This is a genomic window from Paenibacillus pabuli NBRC 13638, from assembly GCF_001514495.1.
Classification (GTDB): domain Bacteria; phylum Bacillota; class Bacilli; order Paenibacillales; family Paenibacillaceae; genus Paenibacillus; species Paenibacillus pabuli.
Map to the genome: position 1 here is coordinate 289,638 of NZ_BCNM01000003.1, position 20,369 is coordinate 310,006.

Here is a 20,369-nt window from a genome sequence, read left to right on the forward strand (position 1 = left end):
CGTTCTTCCCTCGGCTGAATCGACAAACAACCCCGCCTCAGAAGAGACGGGGTTGTTTTAAAACACCGAGATGTTCTAAAATGCATAGCCCTTATATTAGTGTGTCTGCGAATAGTTTAAATCGGTTGAGTCTGGTTTGTAAATATGGAAATAGAAAAAAAATGCTTAGGAAAAAGTTATTGACAACTCCGCCATTATTTAATTATCATAACGTTGTGATTATAACTAGAGGGCCATGCTTTTAAACCCATTCGGTTTAGGACAACCCCGGTAACTCCAGCAGGAGGTGCCGGGGTTGTTGGCATTCAAAAAGGAGGGAGCACGTCAAGGATAACCTGTTAACACCAAAATTGAAAGCGCTTTTCTGATCAAGAAGGTACCACAAACCAAGTACACGAAGGGTGGATTACCATGTTCAATTGGACCAAGCGAATTATCCTCAGTACCACGTTAACCCTCAGCTTGCTGGCTGGAAGCGCATTGCCCTTATTCCCGGCTGCCTCTGTATTCGCAGATGCCGATACGGCAGTAACTAACAAGCAGAATTTTAGCACCGATGTCATCTATCAAGTGTTTACCGATCGCTTTCTGGATGGCAATCCTTCGAATAACCCTACCGGGGCGGCCTATGATTCCTCCTGTACCAACCTGAAGCTCTATTGCGGCGGTGACTGGCAGGGTTTGGTCAACAAGATCAATGACAACTATTTTACAGATCTCGGCATTACAGCACTCTGGATTTCCCAGCCTGTCGAGAATATCTACTCGCTGATCAATTATTCCGGTGTCAACAACTCGGCCTATCACGGATACTGGGCACGGGACTTCAAGAAGACCAATCCCGCCTTTGGTACGATGACTGATTTTCAGAACCTGATCAACACGGCCCATGCCAAGGGCATCAAAGTCATTATCGATTTTGCTCCCAACCATACCTCTCCTGCCATGGAAACCGACACTTCGTTTGCAGAGAATGGAAAGTTATACAACAACGGCACTCTGCTTGGTGGTTACACCAATGATACGAACAAATTCTTCCACCACAATGGCGGCTCCGACTTCTCCTCGCTGGAGAACGGAATCTACAAAAACCTCTATGATCTCGCTGACCTGAATCACAACAATAGCACCATTGATACCTACTTCAAGGATGCAATCAAGCTCTGGCTCGATATGGGCATTGACGGAATCCGCGTGGATGCGGTCAAGCACATGCCGATGGGATGGCAAAAGAACTGGATGTCCTCCATTTATGGCTACAAACCGGTATTCACCTTCGGTGAATGGTTCCTGGGTTCCTCCGCTTCGGATGCGGATAACACCAACTTCGCTAACCAATCCGGTATGAGTCTGCTCGACTTCCGTTTCAACAACGAAGTACGTAACGTGTTCCGTGACAACACGTCCACGATGGTTGCCCTGGATTCCATGATCACCAGCACTGCGGCTGATTATGCCCAAGTGAATGACCAGGTGACCTTTATTGATAACCATGACATGGATCGCTTCAAAACCAGTGCCGTAAACAACCGTCGACTGGAGCAAGCTCTTGCATTTACACTCACCTCACGGGGCGTACCAGCCATCTATTATGGCACTGAGCAGTATTTGACAGGTAACGGTGACCCGGATAACCGTGCCAAAATGCCTTCGTTCTCCAAAACAACAACCGCTTTTAACGTCATCAGCAAACTGGCACCATTGCGCAAAACCAATCCAGCCATCGCCTATGGAACAACCCAGCAGCGCTGGATTAACAATGATGTGTATGTGTATGAACGTAAATTCGGCAACAATGTGGCCGTCGTAGCGGTTAACCGCAATCTTTCAACTCCCACTTCCATCAGTGGCCTGACCACTTCGCTCCCTTCCGGAACCTACAACGATGTACTTGCGGGTGCTCTAAGCGGTAATAACATTACCTCTACAGGAGGTAACGTCGCTAACTTTACTTTGGCAGCAGGAGCTACAGCGGTCTGGCAGTATACAGCCAATACCACTACACCAACCATCGGGCATGTGGGTCCTACCATGGGCAAAGCGGGTAATACCGTTACCATTGATGGTCGTGGATTCGGTACAACCAAGGGCACCGTTTATTTCGGAACAACAGCTGTTACCGGCTCAGCCATTACATCATGGGAAGATACTCAGATCAAAGTGACCATCCCTGCTGTTGCTGCCGGCAACTATGCCGTTAAAGTTGCAGCGGGCGGAGTCAACAGCAACACTTATAACAATTTCACGATTCTGAGTGGCAACCAGGTTTCCGTTCGCTTTGTCATCAACAATGCATCCACCACGCTCGGTCAGAACCTCTATCTGACGGGTAATGTTGCAGAGCTGGGGAACTGGTCCACAGGCCCTCTCGCCATTGGTCCAGCGTTCAATCAGGTGATCTATTCCTATCCAACCTGGTATTATGACGTCAGTGTGCCTGCAGGAACGAATCTGGAATTCAAGTTTTTCAAAAAGAACGGCTCAACCATTACGTGGGAAAATGGCAATAACCATACGTTCACCACACCAACCAGTGGAACAGCGACCGTTACGGTCGACTGGCAACCTTAATTCCTTTATGGCCTTATCAATCAACCCGGAGCCAGACGCAAGCAAGCGTCTGCTCCGGGTTCTTTGTATATGCTCGTCCCTTCCCTGCCTCTGACTTCCAATCAAGTGCTATTGATGGGTACGCTTATCGATAGGACCGAATGGATTTCAATCCGACTGCCGCAATCACCCCGACCACCAGCAGCAGCGAACCCAGACTCTCCAGTACAGTTTGAGCACCCCGTTGATCCGCTAAAACCGAAACGACCGTTAGTCCCAGAATCGGGGCTGTACTTGTTATCGTGCCAAGCACCCCATAGATTCTTCCCTGCAGCTCATCGGGAACCTCGGCACGCATCATGATTTGAGTTAACATGGTACAGCACGCAAACATAGCTCCCCCGGCAATGATCAGCGGCAAGGCCACCAAAGGGGAAGATACATTGGCTAACAGCATATACAGCGGCCCAAGGACCAGCAGACCGATAAATACCCATCGCCCTCTTCGTTTCAGCCGGTTGCCTGAGGCAATCAGGATCCCGGAACCCAGCATGTAGCCCAATGGAATACATGTCTCGATCAGACCAAACTGGACAGGGTTCGCCTGCCATACGTTGACGGCCATGACTTGAACAAGCATGATGGCTGACATGAAGAATAGAATCAGCAGCGGATTAAGGATTACAATTGAGCGAATCAGAGGATGTGCAAAGATGTAGGAAAACGAACCGCCCCATTCCTTTACGAACGATCCTCTATGCATGGATGAGCGCTGCACCTTCGGAAACCGCCCGGCCAACAAGACACACATCGCAGACAGCAGAAAGGTCACACCCGTAATCATAATCGCCGTAAATCCTCCAAATGAAGAAACTGCAATCCCCGCTGCGGCCAGTCCGCTGATCCGGGCTATATTATCGACCAGATGGATGGTTCCTGTGGCTTGCTGCAGATGCTCCCTCCTCACCAGACTGGTTACCGAAGCATGAAATGCAGGTGCCTGAAACAGGCTCGAGAACATGGAGAGGGAAAGCATGAGCAGCACGAGTGGAAACGGAGCATGCAGCACAAACAGACTCACCGCAATGATAAACGCCATGGCCCCACGAAACAAATCCGACGACAGCATCAATGTTCTGCGATCCAGCCTGTCGGCAAACGTACCTGCGAATGATCCGAACAGAAAACTGACGACCATATTACATACTTGTACCGCTGCCATACTCTTCGCACTTCCCGTGGTTTGTAACACCCACAGGCTGATGGCAATGCCGTTGAAGCAATCCCCAAATACGGAGATGCCGTAGCCGCACAAAATTCTACGGTAAGCCACATTGCGCCAAAGCGCCCTGTTGGCCATTTTTTGACTCTCCGCAGCAGTATAAGCCCCATTTGCTCCCAGATCAGGTTCCGGGGGCTGTAACGTTCCCATCGATCTTTTCCTCCTCTTGTCATTCGGATCTCAAACAGCAGGCAGGCGCTTCCGAAGCAGTTCCAGCGATGAATGGAACCCCTCAGAAGCGCCTGATTGGTGGCCTGGGTATGTTCTACAGGCTGTCTATGCGGTTAATTGTTTATCCCTTTTATCCTTTTATCCTTTGGAGGCGCCAGAAGTCAGCCCCTGCACAAGAAAACGCTGCAGGAATACGAACAACAACGTAATCGGAATGGCGATCAGTACGGCCCCGGCAGCAAACATCGTAAAGTTGCTGTCCTGGTAACGGCTAACCAGATCCCACATGCCAACGGCAAGTGTCCAATTCTCTTTCGTCCGCAGCACCAACCGGGCAAAAATAAAGTCCATCCACGCACCCGTGAAGCTGGTTAAGGCAACATAGGTCAGCATCGGCCGGGACAACGGCAAAATGATGCTGGTGAACACGCGTAGATGACTGGCTCCATCAATCCGTGCGGCTTCATCCAAACTGCGCGGGATGGTATCAAAGAACCCTTTGACAATAAATCCACCCAGCACAGCCCCGGACGAATAGACCAGAATCAGCGCGGCATGAGTGTCCAGCAATTTGATCTGAAGCAAAATAATATAAATGGCAATCATGCTCATGAAGCTGGGGAACATTCCCAGGATCAGCATCGTGGATAGAATGGTCTTACGTCCGCGAAAACGGAAACGGGATAAAGCATACATGCCCAACGTGACCATTAGCGTTGAGAAAATCATGGTGAAGAAGGCGATCTTCAACGTATTCAGATACCATGTTCCATACATGAACGACGGGTTGGTAAACAGTTCCCCGTAATGGGCCAGTGTGAACGCTTCAGGCCATAAACGTTCACTGTACAGCGCAGCCCCTGGGCGCAGCGACGAGAGAAAGATCCACAAGACGGGATACACCGATACGATTGCAATGATGACCAGCAGCACATAACTGATCGCCAGACGCATGGGATTGTTGCGTTTTCTCATTGAATCATGTCCTCCTCCTTGAACGATTTGGAACGACGGAAATTCCAGATGGAGAACGACGCGATAATCAGGAAAATAATGATGCCGACCGCCGAAGCCATATTGAATTTGTTGTTATCCAACGTCAGTTTGTACAGCCAGGTGACGAGCAGATCGGTTGATCCCGCATACTGATAATCTCCGCGCAATGGATTGCCGTTCGTCAGCAGGAATATGACATTGAAATTGTTGAAATTCCCGGCAAACTGCATAATGAGCACCGGTGTCGTAGCGAACATAATAAAAGGAAGCGTAATGATACGAAACTTCTGAAATCCGGATGCACCATCTACCTCAGCCGCTTCATACAAATCCCGTGGAATCGCCGTCAACACGCCGAGTATAAGCACCATGCTGACCGGAATTCCGATCCACATGTTGACGATGACGACCGTAACTTTCGCCCAGAACGGGTCGGTTAGCCATGGCAGTCCTTCGAGGCCAAAAGCCTTCATGTACGTATTAATCGGCCCGAACTGGCCGTTGAACAGGTTGCGCATCAGAAGCAGTGAGATAATCTGCGGAATCGCATAAGGGAGGATGAAGATCGTCCGCCACACCTTTTTGAAGCGAATACCCTTCTGCTCGATGAGAAGCGCCACCAGTACGCCTCCAAAATAGGTCGTAACCGTTGCCAGAATGGCCCAAATGACCGTCCACGTTAATACACCGAAGAAGGTATGGCTCCATGATTTAAGCTGGACTAGGTCCGTGAACGTCTTGAAACCTACCCAATCCACCAGTTTGGCGGGCGGAATATGATCGGGTGCCGAGTAATTGGTAAAGGCCAGAGTAATCGTAAACAAAATCGGCATAATCGTGAAAAACAGGATGCCGAGCGCAGGGATGGACAAGAAAAGATACGGGAATTGTTTATCGAGCAGATATCTCAAAGAAGCTGAGGCTCTGGTGGCCTGCTTCCCTTCCTCTCTTAATTTTCCCGTGAGATACGCATCCCGGATATTGAAGAGATATAGAAGAAGAAAAACGAAAAACACCAAAAGCACAATAATTCCGTTGAGCAGTAAAAAGATGGAGTGGTCGCCCTGTTGCAGCACCGTTGATCCATTGACTTTGACGAAACGCTGCGTCTGCTCGCCCAGCGTCCATACACCCCATACAGCCTGATTGAGACGTGGAATCAGATACGCGAGTCCCACTGCCTCCAGGATCAGAAAACAGATGCCCTTGATCCATTGACGGTTATACAGTTGCCCAAGTCCTTGCAGGACAACGGACAACACAGCCGCTGTCATGCGATGCTGTCTTTCTCGATTCGGCTGAACAGTGACTGGAACATGCTGTTGTTTCATTCCTTCCTTCTCCTTCCCGGCAAGCAACGTTGCTGCCGATCGGTTATAGCAGAGTGCAGAGGAAGGCTCGCTCCTCTGCACCTGCTCTTCCTTTTTCTATTGAACCGTTGCAAGGCTTTCCTTGACTTGGTTGACTGCATTATCTAAAGATGTTTTTACATCCTTGCCTCCATCCCAAATGTCGGTGATTGCCGCGCTGATGGGACCCCATACGCTATCCATGGCAGGGAGCGAAGGCATTGGGGTGGAGTTGTTGAACTGCTCCAGGAATGCCTTCGTGATTTCATCCCCCTGAATCTTCGGATCTGCGGCCACGTCTTTATTCGCCGGGAGTGTTCCGTTCATCTCAAAGTTAACCATCTGGGATTCCGGACTGGAGAGATACGCCGCAAACAGCTTGGCTGCATTCGGATAGGTAGTAAATGCATTGACGTAATATGCCTTAACTCCAGAGAAGGAGGTCATCGGTTTGCCTTCAATGGCCGGGAGTGGAGCTACACCGAAGTCAATCCCAGCATTGCGATAATCAGCGATGGACCAAGGTCCGTTAATATCCATGGCCAGTTTCCCGCTGGAAAAGAGACCTTTCTTGATGTCATAGTTCACATCACCCATCTTCACAGGCAGCACTTCCGATTTCAGCGTTTGCAAGAACTGACCGCCCTTGATCGCTCCCTCATTGTTGAGTCCGATATCCTTGCTGTCCATGCCTTCATCACCAAAGATATATCCTCCCTGGGAAGCGAGATATGCGAAGTTGTAATAGAACTGCTGGAGTTCCCACATCAGGGTGTACTTGTTGTTTTTGGTGTCATTAAAGGTTTTGGCAAAGCTGATGATGTCGTCAAATGACTTCGGTGCTTCGGGATACAGCTTTTTGTTATAGAACAACGCATAGGTTTCCACACTGTAGGGATAGCCGTACAAGATGTCTTTAAAGGTTACGGCTTTAACGGCGTTGTCACTGGTGGATTGCGTGGTCTGTTGCTCAAAAATATCGTTCGGCAATATGAGGCCGGCTTCTGAAGCACTGCCAATCTTGTCATGCGGGAAAACGACTACATCCGCAGCCAATCCCGCGGGCCCGTCTGTCGTCAGCTTAGTCACCTGATCGGTTGGCGGCAATTCCTCGATCTTTACAGAAACGCCGTACTCCTCTTCAAATTTCTTCGCTCGCTCCTCGATAAAGCTTCGCTGATTTTTATCCTCCCATATGACAAGGCTTGCGCCCTCTTCCGGCTGAATATTTTCCGCGGTTACTGTTGTCTCCCCAGTTTCCCCGCTGTCTGTTGTGGTTGGCGCAGCGCCGCCTCCACCTCCGCTTGAACATGCGGCAAGTGTTAGTGCCATGAATCCTGCAAGTGCTGCTTGCTGCCATTTTCTCATTGAATTTCCCCCTTTTCGTAATCATGCTCCATGTTGTACTCGCGCTTTCACCCGTTTTTCTGTGTACTGTTCCTGCGTTCTGAAGTTCTGTGTATCATCTGCTTGAACATTGTACAAACGTTTGCCCAGATGAACTTCTGACGGGTCCAATATGTATGTAATCGGGATGAATTTTCTAAGAAGTAGGTTCAATCCAGATATGTAAGCGCTACATTGACAATCACATCATACAATAGCCAACTTTATTTGCACAAACGTTTGCACAAGTCATTTTCGCGCATTTTTCTTCACTTTTATGGCGTATGTTCCTGTAATTTCCCATTTGCTTGATCTCCCGCCATCTTCCTTTATTTTACTCTCGTCCTTTTTCCCATGATGCAGTTAGCAATTGATTTATCCAAACCTTTCAATTAACATAGGAGACATGTTGAAATGCTTGTACAGAAGGGATTTTTCACATGATTACAATCAAAGATATTGCCAAATTGGCGGGTGTATCCCCTTCTACGGTCTCACGGGTTATTTCCAACCATCCCAGAATCAGTTCGGAAACGTCGGTCAAAGTGAAGCAAATTATGAAAGAACTGAATTATCATCCAAATATGATGGCCAAGAGCCTCGTTTCCAAAACGACTCAAACTCTGGGGATCATGCTGCCCCGGCCTGCTGAAGAGCTGTTTCAGAACTATTTTTTCGGAGAGCTGCTTCGGGGGGATCATTACGCATGCAACACGCATGAATTATGAACTTCTTCTCTCCACCGAAACGTCTTCCAGCGATGAATTGAATGCCATATCCCGGCTGGTACACGGGCGACGAGTCGATGGAATTTTGCTGCTTGGCTCCAAGCGGGAAGACCCGATCATTTCTTTTTTGGAAGCGGAAAAGTTTCCTTTTGTGCTGATTGGCCGCAGCGAAACACATCCAGAGGCACCCATGGTGGACAATAACAATGTCCAGACAGCGTTCGATGCAACTACACATTTGATAGCCCAAGGGCATAAACGTATTGGATTTGTCAGTGGGCCGCCGGATTTGACGTTGTCCCATGATCGCATGCTAGGATACAAAAATGCGCTCGAAGAAGCCGGTCTGGATGCTAACAATGATTGGATCGTGGAAGGAGAATTCCTGCAGGAGAGCGGCTTCCGGGCGATGTCCCTGTTCATGTCACTACCGGATAGGCCAACGGCCCTCGTTGTTATTGATGACAATGTTGCCTTTGGCGTACTTCGCGCTTTGGCCGAATTGGGATATAATGTCCCTGAAGATATAAGTGTTGTGAGCTTCAACAATATAGCCTTGTCGGAACTCGCATCGCCTCCGCTCAGTTCGATTGATATCGGAACCTATCAGCTTGGCTATACCGCGGTTCAGGTACTGCTGAAAATTCTGAATGGGGAGCAGCTGCCTCAGAATCCGGTCATTATCCCACACCGCTTAATTGTTCGGGATTCGTCCTTGTTTACGCTGTCCGGGAATGTCTAGACATGTTTGTGCAAACGTTTGTCCTATTGTTTTCGCCCTTGTAAGATCACAAAAAGAATCGACACTCTATAAGAAGAGAGTCGATTCTTTTTTTTAGGGTATGATATCAATAGCCAAACCCGTGATTATTTGTAGTAAAGGTTGTCGTTGTACTCGTGCCTACAAAGGAGATAAATGCAAAGCTACACATGACAGCTAATATAAGCATAGTTTTTTTCATTAGAAATGGCTCCTTTTAATATATTTTTGTATTGAGCAACCTGTTTCTCACTAGCAGATTCCCTAAGTGTTTCAAACAGGGCACAAGACTTGCGAAAACCCGCTCAAAGTCTTACATTTCAGTCTCCAATTATCACGGTAGACGATAGTGGTCAAACATCTACGATTACAGCCGCGCCCGGAAATGACAGCGTAGAAATCCAAGCAACAGGCCCTTATAATCTTGATATCTCTGAACCAAAAAATGGAACAGTTAGGGGTTCGTAGAATTATGACAATCCCGGCAAAATTACCAATAAATTTGCTCTAACCATGCAACTACAATACAGAACAAGCTTTCTTGACCTCACTTGGGAAAATATCGATTCCTACGCTTTTGTATACGGAGGTGGTATGGGTGACCATGAGGGGAATGAACATACCTTCCGAATTTCTGAAAAAGGTCAATATCGCGTTAAGCTTTTAGGTCAAGTCTCATATATAGGCGGACACTATGATGCCTTGCTCTACTCAGGAGCAAGAAGTTATGATGGTGGGGAAGTTATTATTTCAGACGAACCAGAAGCAAAATAGTAGATTTGAAAGGAGCCTTATAAGGCTCCTTATTCCATTAAGGAGGAAAACTATTTATGGAAAGAGAAATTCAAATAAAACAACGTATACAAGAAAGATACGATATAGTAGAAGCACTGTATTCATCGTGGTTTACTGAAAACCCTACTTTAGTATTTCCGAAGGAAAAGTTTTATCAACGAGAACACATCGAGAAGCATAGAGCAATAACTTACCTATTAAATAAAGGCTACATAGTCGCAAATCCAGTAGAAAATGAGCCTGAGATGGTTGAAATAAGCATAACTTCTGATGGCATAGATTTCTATGAGCAAGGGTTTTTGAGTGGCAAGGGTAACGGATGGTCAATCGTTACAGAACACAGTGAATAAAGAGTAGTTGAAAAGAAGGAAAATGTCGAGGGACAAGAACATATTCCCAATGAAGTCGCTATTTTAGCGGCTTTTTTATGTTCAGGAGAAAGGAAAATAGTTATGCAAAAGAGAGTCCTGATAAAACAAAACACACCGTGGAAAGAGGCAGTAGGTAGGACTGGAGAGTTAAGGGTTCGCCCATCCGACTGGCCTATGTTATATGGGGTAAAACTGAACGCGGTGTATACATAAAAAATACAGCGAATTGTATCCGAATAATGGATGGAACTGGGATGGAGCCGTGACCCATATACACCATGTTAGACCACGTGAATATGGCGGAACTAATGCTTTTGACAATTTAATACCTATCCCTGCTAGAGTGCATGAGTCGCTTGTAAGTCCTTGGTTCACAGGGTATTAATATGATAAACTGACTTCACAGATTTTTTGTGAAGTCAGTTTTTTAAGAAGGAGCAATGTAAATGAATGTTTTCAAAGACTTTAAAAAATGGTCTGACCAAAATGAAGGTCACATTGAAATACTTACTCCTGCTGGGAAAACAACTGCTATCAATAAATTCAAGCCAAGTGCGTCAGAAGATAAAATCAAAGAACTTTCCGATTATTTTTCTACTTCCTTACCTCCAGACTACATAAACTTTTTACAATTATGTAATGGAGCGTCCTTGTTTGGAGATCCTGAATATGGCGGGGAAAATTTCTTATACTCAGCCCAGGATGTCATACATTACAATGAAGCATCAGATAGTAAGATTGCGGTGGCCAATATCCTTGATGATCGAGTCTTAATCGACTTAGATCGTTGGCGATCCCATGATGAGCATTATCTGTTGCTTTGCGAGAGTTTATATTCAAGAGAGCATACAGGACGATTCTACAGTAACTTTGAGACCTGGCTGGAACACTTCATTATTTCTCAGGGCTCAAAGTTCTGGTATTGGCAAACAGAACGCAGTTTTGAAGAGAAATAACTCCTTTAAAAATCAATCTATTTCTCTTTATTCTCGCCTATTAATGCAGAATCCTCTTCAGTAATCTTCTATTTTATCACCGGGATTCTTTCTATTCCAGAAACCTTGCTCAATTATCCAAGATTCTTTAATTAGCTCTGGCCAGACTTTAAAATGTATTTATCCATGACGAAGTTCTTTTATGAACGTTCAAAAGAAGCCCATACACTGGTATGAGCTTCTTTCATATTTCAGTTATTTAATTTTTCGTGCTAACAGAACAGAAAAAAGAAGGCCTCATTATGACATCTTCCCATTCCTGATAGCCCTGCACTAAAGACGGATTAGTAGGAGCTCCAACCTGCATCTGCCGTAATCACGGTTCCGTTCACAAAGCTGGACTCGTCTGATCCTAGGAACAGAGCCACCTTGGCAATCTCTTCACTTGTTCCTATACGTGGGTTAGTCGCCATACCTAACTGCTGTCTTCCCGCACCAAACTGACTTAACCCCGCCATGGATGAACTAATATTGGTTGCTACCGCCCCAGGAGCAATGGCGTTACAGCGAATGCCTTGCTCAGCGTACATGTAGCCTGTATTTTTGGTGAATCCAACCACAGCGTGTTTGGAAGCTGTGTAGGCTGCACCGGCCCGTCCACCGTTCAAGCCACCTGCTGATGCAATATTGACGATGACACCTTTTTGTTTCTCCAGGAAGATTGGCAGCACTTTACGAGTGGCACGCATAACACTGGTCGTGTTGATTGCAAATACTCTCTCCCATTTGTCATCGGACACATCAGCAGCCGGCTCCATGCCATCCATAATGCCAGCATTGTTCACCAGAACATCCACTGTTCCGTATGTGCTCACCGCAGTATCAATCAGGTTCTGGATATCTTCTTCTTTTGCCACATTGGCAAGCACCACAATGGCTTCGCCGCCCTGCGCCTTAATCTCATCCACGACCGTCTGTGCTGTCTCCGCATTGATATCCGATACGATTACCTTCGCTCCCTCCTGTGCGTACAATGTTGCAATCGCTCTACCCATACCGGAACCCGCACCTGTCACCACAGCCACTTTATCTTGAAGTTTCATCATGTATCATCCTCCATGTATTCGTTTACAATAAGTTAACAAACAAATGTTCATTAACTCGTATCCTTAGTATAATAAGTCATAGCATTCCTGTTCAATCAGTAAAAGCATGCCCAAATGTACGTTAATCAACAATTTCCATGATGTATGTACTTTAACTTATAACTCGCTCTTCCAAGGAGGCTGTAGTATGACTGAACTTCCGAACTCCATAGACCGAAGAATCAAGAAATCCAAAGCCGCGCTGAAGGATGCCCTCATCCAGTTAATGCAGAAGCAGCCGTTTAAGGAAATATCCATAACCGAGATCGTGCAGCTTGCGGATCTGAATCGAGGTACCTTTTACAGACACTATCAATACAAAGAAGACCTGTTCAATGAAATGATCGATGATGTGATCAAGGATCTGGTGGCTTCTTTTCGTGAACCCTATCAGGATATGGAACTTTTCCGAGTAAGTCATATGCCTTCTTCCGCAATCAAAATATTTGAACATGTGCATCAACATGCACCATTCTACACGCTTGTGGTGAAGTCCGAGGCCGCGTCCAACTTTCAACAAATGATCTGTGAGGTTCTTCGTAACCTTGCCTTGCAGGATCTCACTGAGGTTTTTCCTTCTCACATCAACCAGGAACTGCTAGCCAGCTACCAGTCCCATGCGATCTTTGGCATGATCCTGGAGTGGATTCGGCAGGAATTCAAACACACCCCCGCCTATATGGCAGAGGAGTTATTCAAAATCATTAATTTCAAGCCAGCCAATGCGGTGGTCCAGTCCAACCTCAAATAATCCATCCAGACGTATTAATCCATGAAATCTGAATGAAAGTCAAAAAGCGACCGTTCCCAAATGCTTAACAAGGGACGGTCGCTTTGTTTATTTATGAAAGTTAAAATTATAGCCCCAGCTTCTGCCCTTTCTCCAACCGCTGAATCTGCTGCTCCCCGGTATCCGCCAATTCACGGAACTGATTGATGGTTTCCCGCATCCGTGGCAGCGCCTCCTGCTTATAAGCGCTGATCGAGTCAAGCGCGGATAACACATCCGTGAATGCCTGCTTCATCGTATCCACCGAGATGCTGGCTTCATACGCCTGCTTTTGGATGGCAATCCCCTGATCCTTCAGCATTTTGGAAGTACCGGAGATCAGATCATTGGTCGTCCGGTTGAGCAGTTCAATTTTCTGCAATACAATCTTCTGATTATACAAAGCACTCGCTACAGTAACGGCAATTTTCAGTGCCGAGATCGTTACATTCTTCGCCCGGTCAACCCCTCGAATCAGCTCCTTGTTGTTGCGGATGACAACTTCAATTGCCATGATGCCCTGCTGGTTCACCACCAGCATTTGCTGCAAATCCATGACCCGCTGACGCAGCGGGAATAGCACTTCTTCCGTGATAAAGCGGACTTTTTCCGGGTCCTCGTTACGCACTTTGGCGGCTTCGATCTGTGCGTCAATCGACTCATCCATCAGCACGCCGAGCTGAATTTCCTTTTGCAGTCGTTTGGTGAGTTCCCGCAGATTCTGCTGTTCTATCTCCAGTGTGGTGTTGTCGTTTCTCAAGGTTGCTCTGCCTTTATCCAAAGAGGTCACAATGTCGGCGATGACCGCGTCGGCCTTCTGGTATTTAAGAAAGTAGGCCCGCAGCGGATTGAACAATTTGCCGAGGAATCCGGTCTTGGCGAAATCGACCACGCTCGGGTCGAGATCCTTCAATTGCATATGCAGCTCGGTCAAGCCTTTGGCAACCTGACCGCCCTCGTCTCCCGTCTTGGACAGATGTCCAACGGAGACTTGAAGCAGTGCGTTTTTCTCGGAAGAGGATCTCATGGTGTTCATGCCAAAACCGTCAATGGATTGCAGAATCTCTTTGCGTTTCTCCAAAGATTCGAGATCCAGGGTCATGATCATCTCCACGTTGGCATTGGCGACTTGCTGCAGCTCCGCTACCTCGGCGGGTACAGGTTTTACTTCTTCCTCTATCACCTTCTGTATTTCCTTCTGGCTAGGTATCTCCATCGAAAACGACATCCAAGTTCCCCCTTCAATTACGTGCTATATACAATAATGAACTTTACACTTGATTACTTTGAGCGCACTACCCGTGCTACATCTGTACGTTGAACAGGTTTCCTATTTTGTACACCACATCGTCGGTATCCGCGTTAATGCTCGCCGCTTCGTTAATGCTGGAGATGCTCTCCAAAGCTTTGATGTCCGCGTTGTAACCAATCGTATAGATCGGTACTTTGTACGTCTCGACCAGATCACGAATATCTTTCAGTGTATGACCTTCGTTGGTCTCTCCATCACTTAGGACAAAGATCAGTGGCTTCACATTCGGATTCGCAGCCATATAATCTTCCAGCATCTTCATCGCCACAACGATTCCATCAAAGGTTGCCGTACCTCCACTCGCTTGCAGGCTATCCACCGTACCCACAAACATGGACTGTTGGTTCGTATCATACTTGGCAATCGGCAGGTTCACGGTTACTCCACTGGAGTAGGAAACGAGACCGATACTATTGTCTGTGCCCAGAAACTTCTGTCCTTTGCGCAGGGATTCCTTGAGACGGTTCAGCGGTTCCCCGGCCATACTGCCGGATACGTCGGTTACAAATACGGCTGCAATGGGTTTACTGCCGTTCTTTTTCTCTTTCCATACTTTCTGCGCAGACAGCAGGGTACCGCCATCCACGGTGTTCAATTCGGACTTGTAATCCTGCAAGCCGTTGAAGCCGAATTCCTCAGCCGATTGCTGATACTTCGCCTGGGTTACGAATTCCGCATACTTCTTAATGATTTCTTGCTTGTTCTGCGGCAGCTGCCCCAGTGCATACAGCGGGCTGTCATGTCTTACGCCAAAAGGGGTAAAGACGTATCCGCTTTTCAGATCTGCGGTGTTTACGTAAGTCTGGTATTCCAGTACAAATGCGTCCAGCCGCCCTGACTTGGCTGCCTCACGCATCTGAATCGTTGTGGAGGCCGTAAACGGTACATTCGCCTGGAACTTCTCAAAACCCTGGATCGCCTTCTCTCCAAGCGGATTAGAGCTGTCATATGTGTTGAGTGCAGTCACAAGAAAGTTCAATCCTGTGGAACTGGCAAACGGATCGGTGTACCCCATCGCAAGCTCATTGTTGGCAATCGCTTCGGTCACGGTTTTTACATTCACCGAGCCGTACGTGTCGACCAGCGCATCATATTTGGCTTTGGAGATGACGATCCCTGGAACGTTCCCCACCAGTCTTTTGGATACCAGATCTGTCTTCACACCGCTTGCGGCGACCATCTCGCCCCATAACTCATTCGAGGGGGTAAACGCATCAGGCACATATTTGCCGGACTTGATATAATCGGCCGCTGTACCGGATGCGATATTGCGTAATTTCACGGAGACCTGCTTACCGCCAACGGTAATGTTAGCCTTGTTGAACTCTTCGCTCACCTCAGTCAACCAGCCATCTGCTCCGGTTCCCGCCTTTTCAATCGAAGAAAAGATCTCTACATAATCATTCGTTGTATTCTCGACCGTGATCGGAAATTTGGAGATGTCCGGCAGGGATTCTGCCACATCCACCGGATCGAGATCAATCTGCCCCTTCACGGGTTCGGCCGTTGCTGGTGCAATATCTGCATACAGCTTGCCTAACTCTTTGCCTGCGTTCTCTGTCGTCACCTGTGTACTGGATTTACCAACGTTTGACGTCAGTGTAATCCCTGCATATACGAGACCAAATACGAGTACCAGCATCATGATTGATATGAAAAAAAACTTCCCTTTCTTCGCCATACGTACAACCCCTCACTGTCTGTATAATTTGGTGTGCTTGATCAATTGGTCAATTTCCTGCATACAAGGCATCTGTTCGATATCTCCCGCTTCAAAGCTGTCCAGGCGGGAGATCTCCAGCATCAACTGGTCGAGCTTCAACAGAATTTCCTCATTGGTATGAAGCGAGTTTTTCACATAGCTCAGGTAATCGTTATATACTTTGGTTTTCTCTTGAAATAACTTTTGGGGAAGTGTTGCGGATTTGGACTTCATCAGGCTGGCGTACTCCGCTTCATCGAACACATGGAGTCGGTTAAGTACACTTCGGATGTTGAGATATAACAGCTTCTCCACTTCAAGAGTGACCGAAGCAAATTTCTTGTAGCTCAGTTCTCCCGGGTCAAAGCGCTGATTCAGCACGTTCAGGAGGGTTTCTTTCTTTTTCTTCATGCGGCTCAATTGGGATAATCCCAGTGTGATATCTTCCTCAAGCACTTTAATGCGTTGATAAAAGGATAACGCTTCCACATAATCTTCATGGGATTCGATCTGCTTCACAGGCAAGACTACTGGCTGTCTGAACAACAAGGTGTAGCTTCCATAGAAGAGAGCCAGTACGCTGCCAAACAGAAAGGTCACCGAGAGTGCTGTTGTAAATGCTCCCCCACTAAATCCCAGTCCGATGAATCCTGGTGAGAACAATAGAACATTCATGACCACAACGCCGAAGATCAGCCCCAGCAGTTTTATGTACTTTATCATGTAAATCATCCGACCTCCTTTAGCGCTATGTGCTGGACCTTTATGTCGATATTTACCATTGGAACTTTATTTCATTGTACATGATGTGGCTGCATTCGGGTGGATTAATATGGATAATCATAATATACGTGGCTTGGGCTTATCCCATTTCATCTTTAAAGGGACAACGTGGATAAGATTTTGTAACCTCTGTAAACAAGTCGGGTGCCCTCGAACAATCGTGGCGGAAAAAGAAATGTTATCAGGTAATACGTGGAAATACGGCGTGCGTGTCATTTTTTATATAGGGCTTGTTCGATAAAAAGCAAAAACACCCCGACGCCAGCGCCGGAGTGAATAATATTGTGTTCTTCTTATAAATACCTTAGAGCAGATCTGTTCGGATCTATTCAGCATTCAGCTTGAATAAATTCCGAAGCGGAATCTCCAGTTCCGGATATAACACCGATTGAATCGTTTCTTGCTCTGTGTACAGATGACGGTTCTGGTAACTGCCTTCTTCCAATGTGTACACATGAACGGTCTGATTGCCAGGGTCAACAATCCAGTATTCATTCACACCATATTTCTGATACAGATTAAACTTCTCATTAAAATCCTTCAGCGCAGTTGAAGGAGACAGCACTTCTATAATGAGAGACGGCGCACCCTGACAGCCATTTTTGGAAATTTGGTCTTTGGAACAAACCACCGACAGATCCGGTTGTACCACATGGTCAGGTACGTCATATTGTTCATTCTCGCTGAAATACACATCAAAGGGTGCAACAAATACGAAACATTTTCGATTCTGAAAAAAAGTACGCAGGGAGAAGTGCAGCTCACCCACAATAAACTGGTGTACTGAGGTGGGTGCTGGAGACGTGCTGTAAGCTTTCCCGTTAATTAACTCCCAAGTTCCCTCCCAGGTCAGCCAATCCTGAAAGCTATACATTCCTGTACCGTCCGGGCTTGCCACACGTCCAACCTCCTTTGATCCCTGATCAGCATTTTGCTCTCACTATATCATTGCATTGCTGACTTTGTGGTCAACTCTTCCTTTTTTTACGATATCATAAACTCCGGTTTGCTTCGTGTTGTGCGCACATCCACCACTTTCCCGGCACAGCCGTTGTCACCCAGCGCCTGAAATGCAACCCGCACGCTGTCTTTACCTGATGTAACCGTCTCAGGGATGTCATAGGTAACGTAGAATACTTCGCCAATCTTGTTCATATGAATCCGCTGTTCACCCACCATAGTTCCATCTACAGCGATACTAAATGTTCTCTCATACTTCGTACCCTCTCGTTCAAATGAAGACCAATCCCCACCCCAGTACGCCACGCATAGAACATTCGGTGCAGAACCGTCCACCGCCAGCTGGTAGCTGAAATAGGCCCCGCTGACACCAAAGGCTTCCCGCCACATATGCAGCTTGTTGCGGCTGTCTGTGTACGAACCGTTATGATGTTCGGCACGGCAATTGCTATCCAATTGATGTCCAATCTCATCCTGCTGACCGTCAGGTTGTACCCTGTCGATGGTAATATCATTTAACTCCTTCTCCAAAGCATCTCCTGCATCGTTAAACGGCCAATATACGGTATAGAACTCATGATGTATATCATAGAACGGGATCAGCTTCACCGGGTTGCCGTCGGAGGTGACATCCTTGCTGATCTCAAACGTCAATGTCCCAGCATCCACCACCTTGATCCACTCCCTCACATCCTCCTGTTCTGTCCAGATTACAGGCACAGGTGCAGTTTTGGGATTCAGTGCCGTCTCGTCCACAATGGTATCCTCAGGCAGCCCTTCGCTTCCGAGTGCTCCTGCCAGTACAATCGGGCCGTACAGGAATGCCACCTTATGTGCATCATCCCGGGACGTGTATTGGTGGAGCGACATCGGCAGCGTGATGGTGATGACATCGCCGGCAGTCCATGTGCGGTCGATGGAGAGGTATCCGGCTTCCATCCGGGTATACGGATGGGTCATATCCCCGTTGAGCGTTGCCGTCATGGGCTCTTGCAGCCATGAGGGCACGCGTAGTCTAAGATTGGCCGAGGCGCTGCCTTCGGTGATCGTCAGGGTTACCTTTTCCGAATAAGGAAAGTCAGTTTCGAGCTTCAGGGATATCCCCTGTGAAGTCCAGTCCAATTGGGAAGCGATATACAGATTGATGTACAGATCCTGTTCATCCTCGAAATAGATTGCCTCGGCGTATTTGCCCGGGTTCTCCATACCAGACCCTGTGCAGCACCACCAGGCGGTGTCGTGCGTTCCATAGATTTTATAGTGCCCTTGCAGGGTTGATGCAAAATACGTTTTGTTCCCTGTGTCCGGGTCCTGCGTGCCCAGGATGTGGTTGTAGATGGCGTTTTCATAATAGTCCATATAGGCACTGTCGTGGTTCCAGACGTAGAGTTGTTTGGTCAATTGCAACATGTTGTGGGTACAGCAGCTCTCTCCGGTTTTGATGCCCAGACTCTCCATGCCTTTGGCTTCATAATGCTCTGAAATACTCGTCGCACCAAATACGTAAGAACGATGATGAACCGTGGTGTCCCAGAAGAACTCCGCCGCTGTCCGGTAACTCTCATGGGTATGGTCCTGGTTGTAAATTTCGGCTGCACCGATGACTTTCGGAATTTGTGTATTGGCATGTCTGCCCTGAAGATCGTCCCGCTTCTGTTCCAATGGTCTGAGGATCAATTGATGGGTGAACTTGTTAGCAATCTCAAGATATAAGGCCTTGCCCGTAATTCCATACAAATGTGCAAAGACTTCATTCATGCCCCCGTGCTCACTTTGAAGCATCGACTGCATCTGTTCTTCGGTCATCGGCAGCAGGCCCTCTACAGCCCAGTCAGCAAAACGTGTGACCACCCCAAGTGCCTGCTGATTCCCCGTTAATTTATAAGCGTCAATGAGACCGCGGTAGATTTTGTGTACGCTGTACCAGGGCACCCAGTAATCCCCGATGTTAAAGCCACCAATATTTTCTGCTCGAAAAGCCATGCGGAAAGCTTCTTCCGACAAGCCACCAATGTACCCGCTTCCCGTGGTCTGTTGAATGGATGCAAGCTCGCTGACGGCATAATCCAGTGTTTGTTTTAGCGTTTCATTGCGTGTCGCCTGATAGGTCACAGCCAGGGCAGACAGATAATGACCAAGGGAATGTCCGCTGATGGAGCGCGCCTCCCAACCGGCGTAGCGTTCCTTTTTGGCAGGTAATCCGTGAACCTCAAAGCATGGTGCCAAAAATCGGTCAATGTCCAGCGATAACAAATACCGTTCTCCCACCTGTTGTGACGTTTGGAAAACACCATTTAACAGATCCACATGCTCAGGTCCCAAAAACCCCTTCTTCGTTTCAATCATTATGCTCGCTCCTCCTTGGTATGTAGTCG

The 20,369-nt window shown here is 47.3% G+C and carries 15 protein-coding genes and 1 pseudogene; 6 read left to right on the forward strand and 10 right to left on the reverse strand.

Annotated elements, in window-relative coordinates:
- The first annotated feature begins 411 nt into the window (after positions 1 to 411).
- Entirely contained in the window at positions 412 to 2,571 is a 2,160-nt protein-coding gene (locus tag PPA03S_RS06725) for an alpha-amylase family glycosyl hydrolase (RefSeq protein WP_062321108.1), read from the forward strand.
- Between the two features lie 124 nt (positions 2,572 to 2,695).
- Here PPA03S_RS06725 and PPA03S_RS06730 read toward each other — a convergent pair whose 3' ends face one another.
- The 4 genes from PPA03S_RS06730 to PPA03S_RS06745 all read right to left on the reverse strand — a co-directional run bounded on the left by PPA03S_RS06730 (position 2,696) and on the right by PPA03S_RS06745 (position 7,716).
- The gene (locus tag PPA03S_RS06730; protein ID WP_082704028.1) at positions 2,696 to 3,982 is read right to left on the reverse strand and encodes an MFS transporter; all 1,287 of its coding nucleotides are present in this window, start codon (positions 3,980 to 3,982) and stop codon (positions 2,696 to 2,698) included.
- Positions 3,983 to 4,141: 159 nt separating this feature from the next.
- Entirely contained in the window at positions 4,142 to 4,978 is an 837-nt protein-coding gene (locus tag PPA03S_RS06735) for a sugar ABC transporter permease (protein ID WP_062321111.1), read from the reverse strand.
- On the reverse strand, positions 4,975 to 6,330 hold the full coding sequence (locus PPA03S_RS06740) for a carbohydrate ABC transporter permease (protein ID WP_062321113.1): 1,356 nt from the start codon (positions 6,328 to 6,330) through the stop codon (positions 4,975 to 4,977). Before PPA03S_RS06740 ends, PPA03S_RS06735 begins: the two co-directional genes overlap by 4 nt.
- A 96-nt stretch (positions 6,331 to 6,426) precedes the next feature.
- Positions 6,427 to 7,716 carry a sugar ABC transporter substrate-binding protein gene (locus PPA03S_RS06745; RefSeq protein ID WP_062321115.1) on the reverse strand — a complete coding sequence of 430 codons (1,290 nt, stop codon included), beginning with the start codon at positions 7,714 to 7,716 and terminating at the stop codon, positions 6,427 to 6,429.
- Positions 7,717 to 8,174: 458 nt separating this feature from the next.
- Here PPA03S_RS06745 and PPA03S_RS06750 point away from each other — a divergent pair.
- The 4 genes and pseudogenes from PPA03S_RS06750 (at position 8,175) to PPA03S_RS06765 (ending at position 11,344) form a co-directional block, all read left to right on the forward strand.
- Positions 8,175 to 9,204: pseudogene (locus PPA03S_RS06750) on the forward strand (LacI family DNA-binding transcriptional regulator).
- Positions 9,205 to 9,735: 531 nt separating this feature from the next.
- Positions 9,736 to 9,996 (forward strand): hypothetical protein, encoded by a 261-nt coding sequence (locus tag PPA03S_RS06755; protein WP_167665991.1) that lies wholly within the window; start codon positions 9,736 to 9,738, stop codon positions 9,994 to 9,996.
- Positions 9,997 to 10,052: 56 nt separating this feature from the next.
- Complete coding sequence (locus tag PPA03S_RS06760) at positions 10,053 to 10,367, forward strand: hypothetical protein (protein ID WP_062321119.1); 315 nt, start codon at positions 10,053 to 10,055, stop codon at positions 10,365 to 10,367.
- Positions 10,368 to 10,834: 467 nt separating this feature from the next.
- Positions 10,835 to 11,344 carry an SMI1/KNR4 family protein gene (locus PPA03S_RS06765; RefSeq protein ID WP_062321121.1) on the forward strand — a complete coding sequence of 170 codons (510 nt, stop codon included), beginning with the start codon at positions 10,835 to 10,837 and terminating at the stop codon, positions 11,342 to 11,344.
- 323 nt (positions 11,345 to 11,667) lie between these two features.
- On the opposite strand, the gene PPA03S_RS06770 is transcribed toward PPA03S_RS06765, so the two are convergent.
- Positions 11,668 to 12,426, reverse strand: coding sequence for an SDR family oxidoreductase (locus tag PPA03S_RS06770; protein WP_062321277.1), 759 nt, complete (start codon positions 12,424 to 12,426; stop codon positions 11,668 to 11,670).
- A gap of 190 nt (positions 12,427 to 12,616) precedes the next feature.
- Between PPA03S_RS06770 and PPA03S_RS06775 the strand changes: the two genes are divergently transcribed.
- Entirely contained in the window at positions 12,617 to 13,219 is a 603-nt protein-coding gene (locus PPA03S_RS06775; RefSeq protein ID WP_062321122.1) for a TetR/AcrR family transcriptional regulator, read from the forward strand.
- Positions 13,220 to 13,325: 106 nt separating this feature from the next.
- On the opposite strand, the gene PPA03S_RS06780 is transcribed toward PPA03S_RS06775, so the two are convergent.
- From PPA03S_RS06780 to PPA03S_RS06800, 5 genes are all read right to left on the reverse strand, one after another.
- Positions 13,326 to 14,465 carry a toxic anion resistance protein gene (locus PPA03S_RS06780; RefSeq protein ID WP_062321124.1) on the reverse strand — a complete coding sequence of 380 codons (1,140 nt, stop codon included), beginning with the start codon at positions 14,463 to 14,465 and terminating at the stop codon, positions 13,326 to 13,328.
- Positions 14,466 to 14,541: 76 nt separating this feature from the next.
- A complete protein-coding gene (locus PPA03S_RS06785; RefSeq protein WP_062321126.1) occupies positions 14,542 to 16,230 on the reverse strand; it encodes a vWA domain-containing protein in 1,689 nt (562 codons plus the stop codon).
- A gap of 12 nt (positions 16,231 to 16,242) precedes the next feature.
- Positions 16,243 to 16,974 carry a hypothetical protein gene (locus PPA03S_RS06790; protein WP_062321279.1) on the reverse strand — a complete coding sequence of 244 codons (732 nt, stop codon included), beginning with the start codon at positions 16,972 to 16,974 and terminating at the stop codon, positions 16,243 to 16,245.
- Between the two features lie 385 nt (positions 16,975 to 17,359).
- Positions 17,360 to 17,932 carry a Uma2 family endonuclease gene (locus PPA03S_RS06795; RefSeq protein WP_245683532.1) on the reverse strand — a complete coding sequence of 191 codons (573 nt, stop codon included), beginning with the start codon at positions 17,930 to 17,932 and terminating at the stop codon, positions 17,360 to 17,362.
- An 86-nt stretch (positions 17,933 to 18,018) separates the two neighbouring features.
- Complete coding sequence (locus PPA03S_RS06800; RefSeq protein WP_062321128.1) at positions 18,019 to 20,340, reverse strand: beta-L-arabinofuranosidase domain-containing protein; 2,322 nt, start codon at positions 20,338 to 20,340, stop codon at positions 18,019 to 18,021.
- Between the last annotated feature and the right edge of the window lie 29 nt (positions 20,341 to 20,369).